Origin of the sequence: Pseudomonas fluorescens (assembly GCF_902497855.1) — a bacterium.
GTDB classification, from domain to species: Bacteria; Pseudomonadota; Gammaproteobacteria; order Pseudomonadales; family Pseudomonadaceae; genus Aquipseudomonas; species Aquipseudomonas fluorescens_BI.
In genome coordinates this window covers 72,632-88,471 of the sequence record NZ_CABVHU010000003.1, presented here as the reverse complement: position 1 = coordinate 88,471, position 15,840 = coordinate 72,632, and the positions used below count along the sequence as shown (strand labels likewise).

Genomic DNA, 15,840 nt, shown 5'->3' with positions numbered 1-15,840 from the left:
CCGAGCCTCCACGCCCTTGCGGCGCGTCAGCATCCTGGCTATCGACCGGGTTTTCGCTTCCACCCTCATGCAAGCCAAGGATTTCTTCCACCTGGCCAGCCTGCGTTACGGCAAACAACTGGGCCACGGCCTGACCCCGGCGTTCGAAACGCGGCTGGTCAGTCCCGACGGCAAACCGGTGAACAGCTTCAGCGACGTGATCATGCCGGTGGACGGCGGCCTGGAAAATGCCGACGTCATCATCCTTCCAGCATTCTGGGACGACTTCGAAACGCTCTGCCAACGTTATCCACAGGTCTTGCCGTGGCTGCGCCAGCAACATGCGCGTGGCGCGGTGCTGTGTGGCGAGGCCACCGGCGTCTTCTGGCTCGCCGAGGCCGGCTTGCTCGATGGCAAGGAAGCGACCACTTATTGGCGCTTCTTCAATGCCTTTGCCGAACGCTTCCCGCAGGTCCAGCTCAATCAGGACAAGCACCTGACCGACGCCGACAACCTGTATTGCGCCGGCGGCACCACCTCGGCCTGCGACCTCTACATCTATCTGATCGAACGCTTCTGCGGCGCCAATGTGGCCCAGGCCGTGGCCCGCGACATTCTCTATGAAGTACAGCGCAGCTACTCGCCGGGACGCATCGGCTTCGGCGGGCAAAAATTGCACCAGGACGTGATCATCCTGCAGATCCAGCACTGGCTCGAAGACCACTTCGCCGACAAATTCCGCTTCGAAGACGTCGCCCGCGAGCACGGCATGAGTATCCGCAACTTCATGCGCCGCTTCCAGACCGCCACCGGCGACAAACCGCTGCATTACCTGCAACGCCTGCGCATCGAAACCGCCAAGGGCTTGCTGTCCGGCAGCCGCAAGAGCATCAAGACCATCAGTTACGAGGTGGGCTACGACGATGCGAGCTTCTTCGCGCGGCTGTTCCGCCAGCATACGGAGTTGTCACCGAATCAGTATCGGCAGCAGTTTCAGCAGGCGGCGTAATACTCAAATCCAACACACATCCCATGTGGGAGCGAGCCTGCTCGCGATAGCGGTATCACATTAAACCTTGATGTGACTGACACACCGCAATCGCGAGCAGGCTCGCTCCCACAGGGGATCTTGGTGAGCCAGAAAGTTTCTACAGCGCACAAAAAAGGGCCTGCATTTGCAGGCCCTTTTTTATTTTCCAAATTGTCCTACGGCTTATGCGCCCGGGACAGGAATTCGTGGGACTGCATTTCCAGCAGACGGCTGAGGGTGCGCTGGAACTCGAAGTTCAGGCGACCGCCGGTGTAGAGGTCTTTGAGCTCGACTTCGGCAGAAATGATCAGTTTCACGTTACGGTCGTAGAACTCGTCGACCATGTTGATGAAGCGCCGGGCGATGTCGTCGGTGGTGACGCTCATCTGCTCGACATTGCTGAGCAACACCGCGTGGAAGATTTTACCCAGCTCGATGTAATCGTTCTGGCTACGTGGGCCGTCGCAGAGTTCGCGGAAGTCGAACCAGGCCACGTCATCGCAGGTGCGCACAGCACGGATTTCACGGTTTTCGATCATCAGTACGTCGTTCTCGACCGCTGCCGTGAATTCCGGCGTCAAGGCCCGGAAGCTCTTGCGCAGGCTTTCCTGGGCAGCTTCATCCAGCGGAAAGTGGAACAGTTCCGCTTGCTCGAGGTGACGCAGACGGTAATCGACGCCGCTGTCGACGTTGACGATCTCGGTGTTCTGCTTGATCAGCGCAATGGCCGGCAGGAAACGCGCACGCTGCAGGCCGTCCTTGTACAGGCCGTCCGGCACGATGTTCGACGTCGCGACCAGGGTCACGCCGTTCTTGAACAGCTCTTCCATCAGCGTGCCAAGAATCATCGCGTCGGTGATGTCCGAGACGAAGAACTCATCGAAACAAATCACGCGCGACTCGTCGGAGAAACGCTTGGCGATGATAGTCAGCGGGTTTTTCTCTCCGCCCAGGGTCTTCATCTCTTCATGCACGCGCTTCATGAAGCGGTGGAAGTGAGTGCGAGTCTTTTCCTTGAACGGCAGCGCTTCGAAGAAGGTGTCGACCAGGTAAGTCTTGCCGCGACCAACGCCGCCCCAGAAGTACAGGCCCTTGACTGGCGCCTGGTCTTTTTTGCCAAACAGTTTGCCGAGCAGGCCCGGTTTGTTCTGCGAGGCCACGACCAGATCGTCGTACAGGCGCTGCAAATGACGCACCGCCGTTTCCTGCGCAGCATCGTGGAAGAATTCCGGGCGTTTCAGATCAGCTTGATATCGTTCTAGGGGCGTCATAATTCGTTAGCAAGGCAACAAAAACGGGCCGTCACTGTAGCGACGGCCCGGGGGAATGGCAATCAGCCCTTGGTCGGACCGAGCCGTCGATTATTCCTGAACCGGGGTCAGGGCAACTCGCAAGGCGTCGATGGCGACGTCGCGAGCGGCGTTGTCGGCAAATGTCGGGCTGTCGGCCACGCACTCGCCCTCCAGCCAGACGCTGAAGCTGCGGTCTTCACTGCGCACATCCAGCGGCTGACCCGCTTGCAGCTGCTTGGTCACCTGGCCTGCGGTTTTGCCGTCGGCGAAGTTGCGCGACAGCAGCAGTTGCTCGCCATCGGCCGCCAGCAAACGGAAACGGAAGCTGCCGTCTTCTTCACGGAAACTGACGAAACGCGCGGCTTTCGCGGCTTTCTTCTTGGTGGTCGCTGCGACTTGGGTCTGGGCGACGAAAGAGCGCAGGCCAACCGCTTCACGCAGTTCGTGGAGGAATGGCGTGGCGACCGAACGGGCTTTTTTCGCACCGATCTGCAGGATGTCTTCCAGATCCGCCGGGCGCTCGATCAGCTGGTGATAACGCTCACGGGACTCGCCCAGTTCGCTGTCCAGCAGCTGGAACAGACGATTCTTCGCCTCGCCCCAACCCAGGCCCTGCAACAGTTCGCTGCGGAATTCGGCGGACTGCGCCGGGGTGGCGAACGCCTGGAACAGGGTGAACAGGTGCGAATTGTCCGGATCCTTGGCTTCGCCCGGTGCACGGGAGTCGGTCACGATCCGCGAGATCGCGTCCTTCATTTCCTTTGCGCTGCTGAACAACGGAATGGTGTTGTCGTAGCTCTTCGACATCTTGCGGCCGTCGAGGCCTGGCAACGTGGCGACGCTTTCTTCGATCAGCGCCTCGGGCATGGTGAAGAACTCTTTGCCCTGGCCAAACAGGTGGTTGAAGCGCTGGCCGATGTCCCGGGCCATTTCCACGTGCTGGATCTGGTCACGACCGACCGGCACCTTGTGGGCGTTGAACATCAGAATGTCCGCCGCCATCAGCACCGGGTAGCTGTACAGGCCCATGGTGATGCCGGCATCCGGGTCTTCGCCGGTCTCGACGTTCTTGTCCACCGACGCCTTGTAGGCGTGGGCGCGGTTGAGCAGGCCCTTGGCGGCGACGCAGGTCAGCAGCCAGGTCAGCTCAGGAATTTCCGGGATGTCGGACTGGCGATAAAAGGTCACGCGCTCCACATCCAGGCCACCGGCCAACCAGGTGGCGGCGATTTCCAGGCGTGAGCGCTGGATGCGCAGCGGGTCATCGCACTTGATCAGGGCGTGGTAGTCGGCCAGGAAGTAGAACGAATCGGCATTGCTGTCGCGGCTGGCCAGGATCGCCGGGCGGATGGCGCCGGCGTAATTGCCCAGGTGCGGCGTGCCGGTGGTGGTGATGCCGGTGAGGATACGGGTACGAGTCGTCATGGGTAATCGCTTGTCAGACTGCAATCAATTCGAAAGACGCGGCAGGATCAGATCCTTGAGATCGGTCAGCTTGCCATGAAAAAAGTGTCCGCATTCTGCCACTTTCAGTAGCTCATGGGGACGCTCGAGTTTTTCGGACCAGTCATAGACCAGCTGCGGATCGATGACTTCGTCGGTTTCCGGCTGGATCAGGGTCAGTGCGCCCTGCTGTGGCATTTGATCCTGATCGCCCAGGCGCATGACTGCCGGCGCCACCATGAACAGATGCTTGAGCTGCTCGCCCTGCGCTTCCAGGCGGCCGCCGAGACTTGCCGCAACAAAACCGCCGAAGGAGAAACCAAACAGCGTCAATGGTAAATCAGGATGTTTCGCCCGCAACCATGCGGCGACCGCCTCGGCATCATCGACTTCGCCGGTGCCCATGTCGTGCGTGCCTTCACTGGCACCGACGCCACGGTAATTGAAGCGCAGGGTAATCAAACCGGCGTCGCGGGCAGTGCGCTGCAGGGTCGAGACCACTTTGTTGAGCATGGTGCCGCCCTGCACCGGGTTCGGGTGGCAGATCAGCGCAATGCCGCGCGGCTGCTCGTTATCCAGGTACAAACTTTCCAGTTGACCGACGGGGCCATCAATCACTACAGGGGTTTCGCGCATAAGCAAGGAAGGAACTCCGTGACCTCGAATCGGGTCGACTCGTCTAGCAAATTGTCTGTGCCAATCTATTGCGAGTGAATCGCGGTATACAGCGCAGGTTCGAGCCGTTAACGTAAAGCAAAGCCGTTTATAGAGGAAGGACTCGTGGAACACTCGCTCTTAGTTTGGTTGTTGCCGACTCTTGCCCTGGTTGTGGGTGTCGCCATTGGATTCCTGATCGCTCGCCTGGTGCCGAATGCCGCGCCTAACCGCACGCAACGTCAGCTGGATGACGTTCAGGAACGTTTCGACAGTTATCAGAACGAGGTGGTCACCCACTTCAACAGCACTGCGACACTGGTCAAGAAACTGACTGCGAGTTATCAGGAAGTGCAGGACCATCTCGCCGAGGGTGCCAATCGCCTGGCCCTGGACGAACAGACCCGCCAACGCTTGCTGGCCGCCCTGCACGCCGACGCGTCGCAGGCTCCACGGGAACGCCTGACGCCACCGCGCAATCAGGAGCCGCCTCGCGACTACGCACCGAAAGCCCCGAATGCGCCGGGTATGCTGGATGAGCATTATGGCCTGAAGAAGTAATCAGGTTTCGCGCGACGCAAAAAGCCCCCGGACAAGTGATTGTCCGGGGGCTTTTTTATTGCTGACGGTTTGGGTTGCCTGACAGGGCCCTTTCGCCGGCAAGCCGGTCTCGCTCCCACAGGATTTGTTTCTGGGCCAGTTTCTGTGTTGACTGCCAGCGAAGGGGCCCGAACCGACAACCATAACGCTCAGGCCGGACGAGCTTAGCCAAGCACCTCACTGGCTACCTGATCGACCGCCGCCTTGGTAATGTCGACAATCAAATCAGCCTCTTCCTCCGTCAGAATCAACGGCGGCGCAAAGCCCAGAATGTCGCCATGGGGCATCGACCGGGCGATCATGCCGCGCTCCAGACAGGCTGCCGAGACTTTCGGACCGACCTTCAGCGTCGCATCGAACGGCGTGCGCTGCTCACGGTCAGCCATGAACTCGACCGCCGCCAGCATGCCGTCGCCACGCACTTCGCCCACCAGCGGATGACCTTCCAGGGTTTCACGCAACCGACGGTTCAGGTAGCTGCCCACCTTCTCGGCGTTGGCCGTCAGGTTCTCCCGCTCCAGGATGTCGAGGTTGGCCAGCGCCGCCGCCGCGCAAATCGGATGCCCGGAGTAAGTCCAGCCATGGCCCATGGCGCCTTCGGACTGCGAGGCCTTCTCGATCACGTTCCATACTTTTTCCCCGACGATCACCGCTGACAACGGCGCATAAGCACTGGTCAGGCCTTTGGCCGTGGTGATCAGGTCCGGGCGCATGCCGTAGCGTTGACTGCCCATTTTCGAACCCAGGCGACCGAAGGCGCAGACCACTTCGTCGGCAATCAGCAACACGTCGTATTTGTTCAGCACCGCCTGAATCGCCGCCCAGTAACCGGCGGGCGGCACGATGATGCCGCCGGTGCCCATCAGCGGTTCACCGATGAACGCGGCCACGGTATCCGGTCCTTCGGCCAGGATCATTTTTTCCAGTTCATCGGCGCAGTAGCTCACGAACGCCGACTCATCCATGCCGGTTGGCGCCTTGCGGTACCAGTGCGGGCATACGGTGTGCTTGACGCCTTCGGCCGGCAGGTCGAAATGCTGATGGAAGGTCGGCAGGCCGGTCAGGCTGCCGGTCATGATGCCCGAGCCGTGGTAACCGCGATCACGGGAGATGATTTTCTTCTTCTGCGGGCGGCCCAGCACGTTGTTGTAGTAACGCACCAGCTTGACCTGGGTTTCGTTGGCGTCGGACCCGGACAGGCCGTAATAGACCTTTTTCATGCCTTCGGGCGCCCAGTCCATGATGCGGCTGGACAGCTCGATGATCGCCTCGCTCGAATGGCCCATGTAGGTGTGATAGTAGGCCAGCTCCTTGGCCTGCTTGTAGATGGCGTCGGCGACTTCGGTGCGGCCGTAGCCGATGTTGACGCAGTACAGCCCGGCAAAGGCATCGATGAAGTCGCGACCCTCGTGGTCGCGGATGCGAATGCCCGACGCGCTCTTGATGATGCGCCCCTTGAGTGCGCCGCTGGCGTGGTCATGGGCGTGGGTGGACGGGTGCATGAAGTGCGCACGGTCTTGTTCGAACAGCGTATCGAGCTCTTGGTTCATGGCATGTCTCCTGAGAACTGGCTTTAGAACTGGCCTTGATGGTGCAGGCAAAAGTATTTGGTTTCGACGAAGGCTTCGAAGCCCTCGGTGCCGCCTTCGCGACCCAGGCCCGAGGCTTTCATGCCCCCGAACGGGATCGGATGGCCGGTGAACTTGACGCCGTTGACCGCGACCATCGCATGATCGAGACGGCGTATCAGTGGGTAGATCAGGTCCAGGCGGTTGGAACAAATGTAGGCGGCCAGACCGTATTCGGTGTCGTTGGCCATCTCGATCGCCTGGTCAAGGGTGTCGAACGGCATCACCCCGGCGATCGGCGCGAAGTTTTCTTCGCGGTAGATGCGCATGTCGGGCGTGACATCGGCCAGCACCGTCGGCTGGTAGAACAGGCCGCCGAGGGCATGGGCCTCGCCGCCGACCAGCCGTTGGGCACCCAGTTGCAGGGCATCCGCGACCCGCGCAGCGGTGACATCGAACGCGGCTTGATGCATCAACGGACCGACATCGACGTTTTGCTCCTGATCGCGTACCAGCGCCGGGCCCACCCGCAGCTCGCGCACAGCGGCGGCAAAGCGTTCGAGAAAGGTTGGGTAGATCGAGCGCTCGACCATGATCCGGTTGGCCGCGCAGCAATCCTGGCCGGAGGTCTGGAACTTGGCTTGCACCGCGACCTTCACCGCCAGTGCCAGATCGGCATCGGCGCAGACGATGAACGGCGCATTGCCACCCAGCTCCAGCGACACTTTCTTCACATCCTGGGCTGCCGCCTGCAGGACCAGCTTACCGACGCGGGTCGAGCCGGTGAAACTGACCGAACGCACGCGGCTGTCTTGCACCAGGGTTTGCATGGTCATCTGCGGATCACCCAGCACCACGTTGAACACGCCGGCCGCAAACCCCGCCTCTTCCGCCAATTGCGCCAGGGCCAAAGCCGAATACGGTGTTTCATGGGCGGGCTTGATCACCACCGTGCACCCGGCGGCCAATGCGGCAGCCGCTTTGCGGGTGATCATCGCCGAAGGGAAATTCCACGGGGTCAGCAATGCACAGACGCCGACCGGCTCCTTGACCGTGCCCAGATGCGCGCCGGGGATGTGGCTGGGAATGTTTTGCCCGTTCAGGCGTCGCGCTTCTTCGGCGAACCACGGAATGAAGCTGGCGGCGTAGGCGATTTCGCCACGGGATTCGGCCAGGGGTTTGCCTTGCTCCTGACTGAGAATGCGCGCCAGGTCTTCCTGGTGTTCAAGTATCAAGGCTGCCCAACGCCGCAGAATGGTCCCGCGGGTATCGAGGCTTTGTTCACGCCAGGTCGCAAAGGCCCGGTGCGCTGCGTCAACGGCGGCGACGATCTGAGGCTGATCGAGCATCGGTACGTGGCCGATCAACTTCTGGTCGGCGGGGTTGTGTACGGCGACGCTGTGGCCGCTGTCACTGTGGACCCAGTGGCCGTCGACGTAGCAGAGGGCTTTGAACAGCAGTGGATGTTTATAAGTCATGGCGTTCACTCCGATCCGTGTGCGTGAAGCCATGCTAGGGCAGTGTGGTGTGGGTGATTTGGCGTTTGACGGGGTTTTGCAGGTGGTTTTTTCTGATTGAACGACGGCAAACAGAGGCTTTTTGCGGTGACAACTGCATCACCTGAATCACCGCAGATTCCCTGTGGGAGCGAGCCTGCTCGCGAAGGCGGCGTAACAGACAACATGGATGTTGAATGCTATGGCCTCTTCGCGAGCAGGCTCGCTCCCACAGGGGATCTGTAGTGGGTTCAGGGTTCTTGTGCCAGTTCGGCGGGCAAGGCGCCGGTGGTCTTGATGGTCTTGGTGACGATGTAGGTGAAGTAGCGTTCGATGCCCAGGTCGTCGAGCAGCAATTGGTCGATAAACCGCTGGTAATGATCGATATCGGGCGCCTGGATCATCGCCATGTAGTCCACGCCGCCACCGGTGGCGTAACAGAACGCCACTTCGACGGCCTCGTTCATCCGCTGTTCGAAACGGCGCATGTCCTGGGCGGTGTGTCGGGCCAGGGTGATTTCCACCAGCACCTGCTGGCTTTTGAACACGGCGTTCCAGTCAATCTGCGCGCGGTAACCCTTGATCAACCCCAAGGCTTCGAGTTTGCGCACCCGCTCCCACGCCGGGGTTACCGAAAGGTTGATCGCCTCGGCCAGGCTCGACTTGGTGATCCGACCGTCTTCGGCGAGGATTCGCAGGATTTTCAGGTCGTAGCGATCGAGTTTGTGCATGGGCCGAGGGTCTCCGGTTAATTAGAGAGGTTGGGCTGAAACCCTCACCTGTGGGAGCGAGCCTGCTCGCGAAGGCGGCAGCACATCCAACATCGATGTGACTGATCTACCGCTTTCGCGAGCAGGCTCGCTCCCACAGGGTTTCGGTTCAGTCTGTCAGATCAAGACTTCGGCGATGACCGCAATGGTATCGCCGCACTGCACCAATCCAGGGAAATGCCGTGCCGCCAATAGACCGCTGCGGGCGGCGCGGTACTCCACCGGCGCAACGCCCGTACGGGTGGCGTCGTAAACCCGGGCGATCACTTCGCCCTTGTTCACCTTGTCCCCCAGATCGCGGCACATTTCCAGCAAGCCGTCATGCTCGCTGGCGATGAAACAATCGGCGTCGGGCATGTCGAGCATGATCGACTCCGTTTCCTGGACCTCGCCTTCGAGAATCCCGGCATGCACCAGCAGATTGCGCACCCCGCGCTCGGCAATCGCCACACTGCGCGCGCTGGACGAGCCACCGCCACCCAATTCGGTCGTGACAAAGACCTTGCCCTGCCCTTCGGCGGCGGTGTCGTACATCGACCCCGCATCCAGCTCCAGCATGCGCATGCTGTACGGCGCATTGAATGCGCGCATGCCGGCTTCGCAGCGGGCTTGCTGATGTTTGTCCGGCAGCACATGGCAGGCGGCGAACGGCAGGAAATCCAGGGTGCGGCCGCCGGAATGGATGTCCAGCACGATGTCCGCCAGCGGCAACAAGGTCCGGTTGAAATAATCGGCGATCTTCTCTGTCACCGTGCCGTCCGGCTTGCCGGGGAAACTGCGATTGAGGTTGCCTTTGTCGATCGGTGACGTGCGCCGCCCGGCATGAAACGCCGGGGTGTTCATGAACGGGACGATAATCACCCGTCCGCTGACCTCGGCAGCCGTCAGGCCCTGTGCCAGTTTGCTCAGTGCCACCGGACCTTCGTATTCGTCACCGTGGTTACCGCCGGTGAGCAGCGCGGTCGGACCCTGACCGCGCTGAATCACCGTGAGCGGAATCATCACCGCGCCCCAGGCCGAGTCATCCCGTGAATAGGGCAATTTGAGAAACCCGTGTTGCACCCCTTCACGGGCGAAATCCACCGTGGCGCTGATCGGGTTGTCAGGCAATTCGCTCATGGCTCAATCCTTCACGAACAGTTGGCGGGGTACGTTGCACAGCGTTTCGACCCCGGTCTCGGTGATCAGGATGCTTTCGGTGATTTCCAGCCCCCAATCGTCCATCCACAGGCCCGGCATGAAGTGGAAGGTCATGCCCGGCTGCAACACGCTGCTGTCGCCGGGACGCAAACTCATGGTGCGCTCACCCCAGTCCGGCGGATAACTGATCCCGATCGGGTAGCCGCAGCGGCTGTCCTTGTGGATGCCGAACTTCTCCAGCACCTTGAAAAACGCCACGGCAATGTCGCCGGTGGTATTGCCCGGCTTGGCTGCTTCGAGCCCGGCGGCGATGCCTTCGACCACGGCTTTCTCGCCGTCGAGAAAATGCTGCGGCGGCTTGCCCAAGTAGATCGTGCGCGACAGCGGGCAGTGATAGCGCTTGTAGCAACCGGCGATCTCGAAAAAGGTGCCGGCGCCCTTCTCGAACGGTGAATCGTCCCAGGTCAGGTGCGGCGCGCTGGCATCGGCACCGGTGGGCAACAGCGGCACGATAGCCGGGTAATCACCCCCATGACCGTCGGCACCGAGGATGCCGCTGCTGTAGATCTCCGCCACCAGCTCGTTTTTGCGCATGCCCGGTTCGATCCGCTCAAGGATTCGCCCGTGCATGTTTTCGACGATGCGCGCCGCGATGCGCATGTAGGCGATTTCCTGCGGCGACTTGATCGCCCGCTGCCAGTTCACCAGGCCGACCGCGTCGATCAAGGTCGCCTGGGGCAGGTTTTTCTTCAGCGACAGATAGGCGGCGGCGCTGAAGTAGTAGTTGTCCATTTCCACGCCAATGGTCAGCGCGTCCCAGCCGCGGGCACTGATGACTTCCTTCGACAAGTAGTCCATGGGATGGCGTTCCCGGGACTGCACGTAGATGTCCGGGTAGCCGACGATGTTCTCGTGCTGCATGAACACCGTGCGCTTGGCGCCGTTGGCATCCTGCCCGCGACCAAACCAGACCGGCTCGCCGTCGAGCGCCAGCAACACGCATTGATGGACATAAAACGACCAACCGTCATAGCCGGTCAGCCAGGCCATGTTCGACGGATCGGTGACCAGCAACAGCTCGATGCCCTGGGCCTGCATGGCCGCTCGTACCTTGGCCAGACGCTGGGCGTATTCCTCCCGCTCGAACGGAAGATTGACGACTATCTGAGACATGCACATGCCCTCTGATAAATGACGCACGGATGAAAAAACCGATTAGCTGCCGAATTGAAAACCCTTGCTCGCCTCACGTGCCCGCTCGAACGCCAGATTGGCGATGGCCGTGTCCTGGGCGCCGGTGCCAGTGAGGTCGCACAACGTGACCTGTGCGGCGTCGGTTCGACCGGGACGCTGGCCCGCCAGCACTTGACCCAGTTCCAGCAGTGCCGATTCGTCGGCGATAACCCCGGCTGCCAGGGCGTGATGCAATTCGCCGAGGAGGCGGGTCTGGCTCAGGCGATCGGCTACGTAGCGATCGACCTGCGCCAGCGCCCGGGGAGCAATTTCGTTCTTGTGTTCAGCGTCGGAGCCCATGGCGGTGATGTGCAGGCCGGGGCGCAAGTGGCGTGCCTCGATCAAGGGTTCGCGACTCGGGGTGCAGGTGATTGCGATGTCCACGTCGGCCATGGCTTCGTCGATGCTCGCGCAAGACGTGACCGCCAGACTGCTGTCGCGCGCCAGCTCGGCGCTGAAGGCTTGCGCCTTGGCGCTGTCGCGGGCCCAGACCCGAACGGATTCAATCGGCCGCACCAGACGCAGCGCCTGAAGCTGCAATGCCGCCTGCTCGCCAGCACCGATCAGCGCCACGCTGCGACTGTCGACCCGAGACAGGGCGCGGGCAGCCACCGCACCGGCCGCCGCGGTGCGTACGGCGGTCAGGTAACCGTTATCCAGCAACAAGGCATCGAGCAAACCGGTGCGGGCCGACAACAGCATCATCATGCCGTTGAGGCTCGGCAGGCCGAGTTTAGGATTGTCGAAAAACCCCGGGCTGACCTTGATCGCAAAACGCTCCAGCCCCGGCAGATACGCGGTCTTCACGTCCACTTCGCCGTTGTGCTCGGGGATGTCCAGCCGCAGGATCGGCGGCATGGCCACGGCCGCCGTGGCCAGCAGCACAAAGGCCTGTTCGATGGCGTCGATGCTCGGCAGATCCAGCGCTACACAGGCGCGCAGCTCCGCTTCGCTCAAGAGGGTAATGTCAGTCATCAGCGCAGTACTCCCGTCAGTCGTTATTGTTTGGGTTCAGGCATCGGCGCCAGCCAGTACGCGCAGGTGCTGATCGATGTCGACGTTGCGGCCACTGACCACCACCACGATCGGCCCGCGTGGCTCGATCAGGCCATCGAGCAACGCAGCGATGCCGACCGCCGCCGCGCCTTCGAGCACCAGGCGTTCTTCGCGATAGGCATGGCGCATGGCATTGGCGATGGAGGCTTCGCTGAGCAGGTGCACGTGATCGCAGAGGTCGCGGGTCATGTTGAAGGTGTAACGATTGTCCAGACCGATACCGCCGCCGAGGGAATCGGCCAGGGTCGGCAGCTCTTCGACTGCCACCGGATGGCCGGCTGCCAGGCTGGCGTGCATGGCCGCGCCGCGCTGCATGCTGAGGCCATGGGTGACGATGTTCGCATTGGCGCTCTTGATCGCCAGCGCCACGCCAGCAAACAAGCCGCCACCGGACAAAGGCACCAGCACTTGCGCTACATCTGGTTGCTGTTCAAGGATTTCCAGCCCGAGGGTGCCCTGCCCGGCAATGATGGCCGGGTGATCGAACGGCGGCAGCAATGTCGCGCCCTGCTCGCAGGCGATCCGCTCGGCTTCGCGCTGGGCATCGTCCTGGGACTGGCCGACGATGCACACCTCGGCACCGAGATCACGAATGGCCTGGACCTTGTTCGCCGGCACCAGGCACGACAGGCAAATGGTCGCCTTCACCCCTTGCCGGGATGCGGCATAGGCCAGCGCACGTCCGTGATTACCGGTGGATGCCGCCACTACGCCGCGGGCCTTTTGCTCGGCGCTGAGTTGCGCCACGGCATTGCTCGCGCCGCGCAATTTGAAGCTGCCGGTGATTTGCCAGGATTCGAGTTTGAGGTACACCGCCACGCCCAAGCGCCGGGAGAGGCTGGGCGAATATTCCATGGGTGTACGCCGGACCAGCGTTTCGATTCGCTGGCGAGCGAGGAAAACATCGTTTAACTGCAGCGCTGACATGACCGCATCCCACTTAGGTGTTGGGCGCAGTCTAAGAGGCCTGGATTGTCGCGATGAATGTACTAGGGCAATTTAGCCGACAAACTTTTTACCAACTTTTTTCCGTTCAAAAGTCATGGATCTGCGGGTACTGGCCGAAGATCTCGCGCATGCCCATCAGCGCATTGCGCATTTCTTCGTCACTGCATTCGGCGCCGACACACACCCGGACCGCTCGGGGCCGAGGCGTGCCGCGTACCGTGAACGGGTCGGGCGAAGTGACGGCAATGTGTTTGTGGCGCAACGCCCGCACCAGGCTGTCGAGCTCCCAATGGTGCGGGATACCGATCCAGGCATTCAAGGCGTGGGGGTGCTGGGCGAGCACGTAGTCATCCAGATATTCAGTGACCATCGCCTGGCGCCCGGCCAGCAATTTGCGTTGCAGGCTCACCAGGGTGTCGGCGCGGCCGTCGCGGATCCAGCGCGCGGCGATCTCGGACACCATGGGCGTGGCCATCCAGCTGTTGACCCGCAGAATACTCTCGGTGCGCAGCGCCAGGCGCTTGGGCACCACCAGGTAACCGATGCGCAAGCCGGTCAGCACCGACTTGGTCATGCTGGTGCAATAGAACGACAGCTCCGGCAGGTAATGACTGATGGGCGGCGCCCGTCGCTCATCCAGCAACGGGCCGTAAACGTCATCCTCAATGATGTGCACGCCAAAACGCCGGGCGATTTCGGCAATCTCGCGCCGGCGGCTGTCCGGCATCAGGCTGGTGGTCGGGTTGTTCAGGTTCGGCGTGCACACCAGCGCGGTGATGCGCTCGTTGCTGCACATGTCTTCAAAATGTTCCGGGTCGATGCCGTACCGGTCCATTTCCAGGCCCTTGAGGGTAAACCCCAGCACTTGGGAATTGCCGATCACGCCGTGGTCGGTCACCCCTTCGCAGAGCACCACGTCGTCGGGACCGGCCAGCGACGCCAGGGCGAGGAAGATCCCGTGGGCGGCGCCGTTGGTGATCAGGATGTCATCGCGCTCGACCCGCAGGCCCTGGCGACCGATCCAATGCATGGCGGCCTCGCGATGCGATTCGAAACCGGCGATCGGCCGGAACGCGTGAATCCACGGCTGATCCTCTTCAGTGCTGAGCTCGCGGCAGGTCTCGCGCCAGAACTGGTCGTGCTCGCGGGTGTGCAGGATCCGTGTGATGGAAAAATCCACCAGCGCCCGTTCCGGGCTGTCGAGAATATAAGTGGCCACCCGATCGCTCATGCGCCGCGACACAAAGCTGCCGCGACCGACTTCGCAACGCACCAGGCCCTGGCGCTCCAGTTCCTTATAGGCATTAGTGACCGTCTGCACGCTGATGCCCATGGCATCGGCCACTTGCCGTTGCGGCGGCAGGCGCTGATCGTTGGCCAACACCCCTTGCTCGATGTCGTCGGCAATCGCCTGCACCAGGATCTTGTATTTGGATTCGCCGCTGCGGGCCATTTCCAATGCTGCTTTCCACTTGTCCATCGGCGCTAAAACCCGCGTAGGTGCCAGTGCGGACAGCATCCCGCGAGAATCCATGCAAAGCAATTGTCCTAGTGCAATGCAATGTTGTGCAGGGCTTTTGTATGCTCGGTTCAAGGTCGATGCACAGGCGGGTAAAGCCGTCACAAAAAAATCAATCGATCTGTGCCGGCGCAGTGTCCCAATCGAGTATCCCAATCGAATGGATCAGCCCGTACGCTTTGCTCTTGTCACACTGCCTCCTACCACAGAGCCGTCCACGACGGGTCCACAAGAAACAGGAGATTTTATCGATGAGCAATTTCCCCTCCCGCACTCCCCATGCATTGCGTCGCCTGTTCGTGGCTTGCGCGATGCTCGGCCTGGCCGCCGGCGCCCAGGCCGCCACGACCCTGGAAACCATCAAACAGAACAGCAGTATCCGCATCGGTTACGCCAACGAAACCCCGTTCGCCTTCACCGAAACCGACGGCAGGGTCACCGGTGAATCACCGGAAATCGCCAAGGCCATCTTCGCCAAGATGGGCATTAGCAAGGTCGATGGCGTGTTGACCGAGTGGGGTTCGTTGATCCCCGGCCTGCGCGCCGGGCGTTTCGATGTGATTGCCGCCGGCATGTACATCACCCCGGCCCGCTGCAAGCAGGTGCTGTTCACCGATCCGCAGTACCAACTGCCGGACGCCCTGCTTACGGCCAAGGGCAACCCGAAGAACCTGCACAGCTATGAAGACATCGCCAAGAACCCCGAGGTGAAACTGGCGATCATGGCGGGTACGGTGAACCTGGCGTATGCGCGGGACTCGGGGGTCAAGGACGCGCAAATCCTGCAGGTGCCGGACACGACCGCGCAGCTGCAAGCCGTGCGCGCCGGGCGTGCCGATGCGGCCGTGGGCACCCAACTGACCATGAAAGGCCTGGCGAGCAAGGGTGGCGACAAGGTCCAGGCGGTCACCGAGTTCAAGGATGACCCGTCGCACATCGGTTACGGCGCCCTCGCCTTCCGTCCCGAAGACAAAGACCTGCGTGATGCGGTCAACGCCGAACTGAAAAAGTGGCTGGGCTCCGATGAGCATCTCAAGGCAGTCGCCCCTTTCGGGTTCGACAAATCCAACGTGACAAGCAAAACGGCTGCCGAGCTCTGCGCTCAGTAGTCG

At 61.5% G+C, this 15,840-nt stretch carries 14 protein-coding genes; 3 read left to right on the top strand and 11 right to left on the bottom strand.

Features of this window, described 5'->3' with window-relative positions:
• Positions 1-91: 91 nt before the first annotated feature.
• A complete protein-coding gene (locus tag F8N96_RS07960) occupies positions 92-988 on the top strand; it encodes a GlxA family transcriptional regulator (protein ID WP_191627609.1) in 897 nt (298 codons plus the stop codon).
• A 197-nt stretch (positions 989-1,185) separates the two neighbouring features.
• On the opposite strand, the gene zapE is transcribed toward F8N96_RS07960, so the two are convergent.
• From zapE to F8N96_RS07945, 3 genes are all read right to left on the bottom strand, one after another.
• Complete coding sequence (zapE, locus tag F8N96_RS07955; protein ID WP_150797347.1) at positions 1,186-2,280, bottom strand: cell division protein ZapE; 1,095 nt, start codon at positions 2,278-2,280, stop codon at positions 1,186-1,188.
• 90 nt (positions 2,281-2,370) lie between these two features.
• Positions 2,371-3,726 carry a tryptophan--tRNA ligase gene (locus F8N96_RS07950; protein WP_150797346.1) on the bottom strand — a complete coding sequence of 452 codons (1,356 nt, stop codon included), beginning with the start codon at positions 3,724-3,726 and terminating at the stop codon, positions 2,371-2,373.
• 24 nt (positions 3,727-3,750) lie between these two features.
• Positions 3,751-4,380: an alpha/beta hydrolase gene (locus F8N96_RS07945; RefSeq protein ID WP_150797345.1), complete on the bottom strand. Its 630-nt coding sequence runs from the start codon at positions 4,378-4,380 to the stop codon at positions 3,751-3,753.
• A gap of 144 nt (positions 4,381-4,524) precedes the next feature.
• Here F8N96_RS07945 and F8N96_RS07940 point away from each other — a divergent pair, with 144 nt between their 5' ends.
• Positions 4,525-4,959 carry a YhcB family protein gene (locus F8N96_RS07940; RefSeq protein WP_150797344.1) on the top strand — a complete coding sequence of 145 codons (435 nt, stop codon included), beginning with the start codon at positions 4,525-4,527 and terminating at the stop codon, positions 4,957-4,959.
• Positions 4,960-5,162: 203 nt separating this feature from the next.
• Here the strand turns inward: F8N96_RS07940 and F8N96_RS07935 are convergent, their stop codons facing one another.
• The 8 genes from F8N96_RS07935 to F8N96_RS07900 all read right to left on the bottom strand — a co-directional run bounded on the left by F8N96_RS07935 (position 5,163) and on the right by F8N96_RS07900 (position 14,689).
• Positions 5,163-6,548 (bottom strand): aspartate aminotransferase family protein, encoded by a 1,386-nt coding sequence (locus F8N96_RS07935; RefSeq protein WP_150797343.1) that lies wholly within the window; start codon positions 6,546-6,548, stop codon positions 5,163-5,165.
• Positions 6,549-6,571: 23 nt separating this feature from the next.
• Positions 6,572-8,044, bottom strand: coding sequence for an NAD-dependent succinate-semialdehyde dehydrogenase (locus F8N96_RS07930; RefSeq protein WP_150797342.1), 1,473 nt, complete (start codon positions 8,042-8,044; stop codon positions 6,572-6,574).
• A 269-nt stretch (positions 8,045-8,313) separates the two neighbouring features.
• Positions 8,314-8,793, bottom strand: a complete 480-nt coding sequence (locus tag F8N96_RS07925; protein ID WP_150797341.1) for an Lrp/AsnC family transcriptional regulator — start codon at positions 8,791-8,793, stop codon at positions 8,314-8,316.
• A gap of 156 nt (positions 8,794-8,949) precedes the next feature.
• Positions 8,950-9,951, bottom strand: coding sequence for a N(2)-acetyl-L-2,4-diaminobutanoate deacetylase DoeB (gene doeB / locus F8N96_RS07920; protein ID WP_150797340.1), 1,002 nt, complete (start codon positions 9,949-9,951; stop codon positions 8,950-8,952).
• A gap of 3 nt (positions 9,952-9,954) precedes the next feature.
• Positions 9,955-11,145: an ectoine hydrolase DoeA gene (gene doeA / locus F8N96_RS07915; RefSeq protein WP_150797339.1), complete on the bottom strand. Its 1,191-nt coding sequence runs from the start codon at positions 11,143-11,145 to the stop codon at positions 9,955-9,957.
• A gap of 42 nt (positions 11,146-11,187) precedes the next feature.
• Positions 11,188-12,180 carry a cyclodeaminase gene (locus F8N96_RS07910; RefSeq protein WP_150797338.1) on the bottom strand — a complete coding sequence of 331 codons (993 nt, stop codon included), beginning with the start codon at positions 12,178-12,180 and terminating at the stop codon, positions 11,188-11,190.
• Positions 12,181-12,216: 36 nt separating this feature from the next.
• Positions 12,217-13,188: a hydroxyectoine utilization dehydratase EutB gene (gene eutB / locus F8N96_RS07905; protein ID WP_150797337.1), complete on the bottom strand. Its 972-nt coding sequence runs from the start codon at positions 13,186-13,188 to the stop codon at positions 12,217-12,219.
• 106 nt (positions 13,189-13,294) lie between these two features.
• Positions 13,295-14,689 (bottom strand): PLP-dependent aminotransferase family protein, encoded by a 1,395-nt coding sequence (locus F8N96_RS07900; RefSeq protein WP_150797336.1) that lies wholly within the window; start codon positions 14,687-14,689, stop codon positions 13,295-13,297.
• Positions 14,690-14,979: 290 nt separating this feature from the next.
• On the opposite strand from F8N96_RS07900, the gene ehuB reads away from it, so the two are divergent.
• The gene (gene ehuB / locus F8N96_RS07895; protein WP_150797335.1) at positions 14,980-15,837 is read left to right on the top strand and encodes an ectoine/hydroxyectoine ABC transporter substrate-binding protein EhuB; all 858 of its coding nucleotides are present in this window, start codon (positions 14,980-14,982) and stop codon (positions 15,835-15,837) included.
• The last annotated feature ends 3 nt before the right edge of the window (positions 15,838-15,840 follow it).

Excerpts from the sequence above, each read along its gene's own strand:
- F8N96_RS07930 (WP_150797342.1), bottom strand. The coding sequence starts at position 8,044 with ATGACTTATAAACATCCACTGCTGTTCAAAGCCCTCTGCTACGTCGAC.
- doeA (WP_150797339.1), bottom strand. The coding sequence starts at position 11,145 with ATGTCTCAGATAGTCGTCAATCTTCCGTTCGAGCGGGAGGAATACGCC.
- F8N96_RS07925 (WP_150797341.1), bottom strand. The coding sequence starts at position 8,793 with ATGCACAAACTCGATCGCTACGACCTGAAAATCCTGCGAATCCTCGCC.
- ehuB (WP_150797335.1), top strand. The coding sequence starts at position 14,980 with ATGAGCAATTTCCCCTCCCGCACTCCCCATGCATTGCGTCGCCTGTTC.
- zapE (WP_150797347.1), bottom strand. The coding sequence starts at position 2,280 with ATGACGCCCCTAGAACGATATCAAGCTGATCTGAAACGCCCGGAATTC.
- eutB (WP_150797337.1), bottom strand. The coding sequence starts at position 13,188 with ATGTCAGCGCTGCAGTTAAACGATGTTTTCCTCGCTCGCCAGCGAATC.
- doeB (WP_150797340.1), bottom strand. The coding sequence starts at position 9,951 with ATGAGCGAATTGCCTGACAACCCGATCAGCGCCACGGTGGATTTCGCC.
- F8N96_RS07945 (WP_150797345.1), bottom strand. The coding sequence starts at position 4,380 with ATGCGCGAAACCCCTGTAGTGATTGATGGCCCCGTCGGTCAACTGGAA.
- F8N96_RS07910 (WP_150797338.1), bottom strand. The coding sequence starts at position 12,180 with ATGACTGACATTACCCTCTTGAGCGAAGCGGAGCTGCGCGCCTGTGTA.
- F8N96_RS07950 (WP_150797346.1), bottom strand. The coding sequence starts at position 3,726 with ATGACGACTCGTACCCGTATCCTCACCGGCATCACCACCACCGGCACG.
- F8N96_RS07935 (WP_150797343.1), bottom strand. The coding sequence starts at position 6,548 with ATGAACCAAGAGCTCGATACGCTGTTCGAACAAGACCGTGCGCACTTC.
- F8N96_RS07900 (WP_150797336.1), bottom strand. The coding sequence starts at position 14,689 with ATGGACAAGTGGAAAGCAGCATTGGAAATGGCCCGCAGCGGCGAATCC.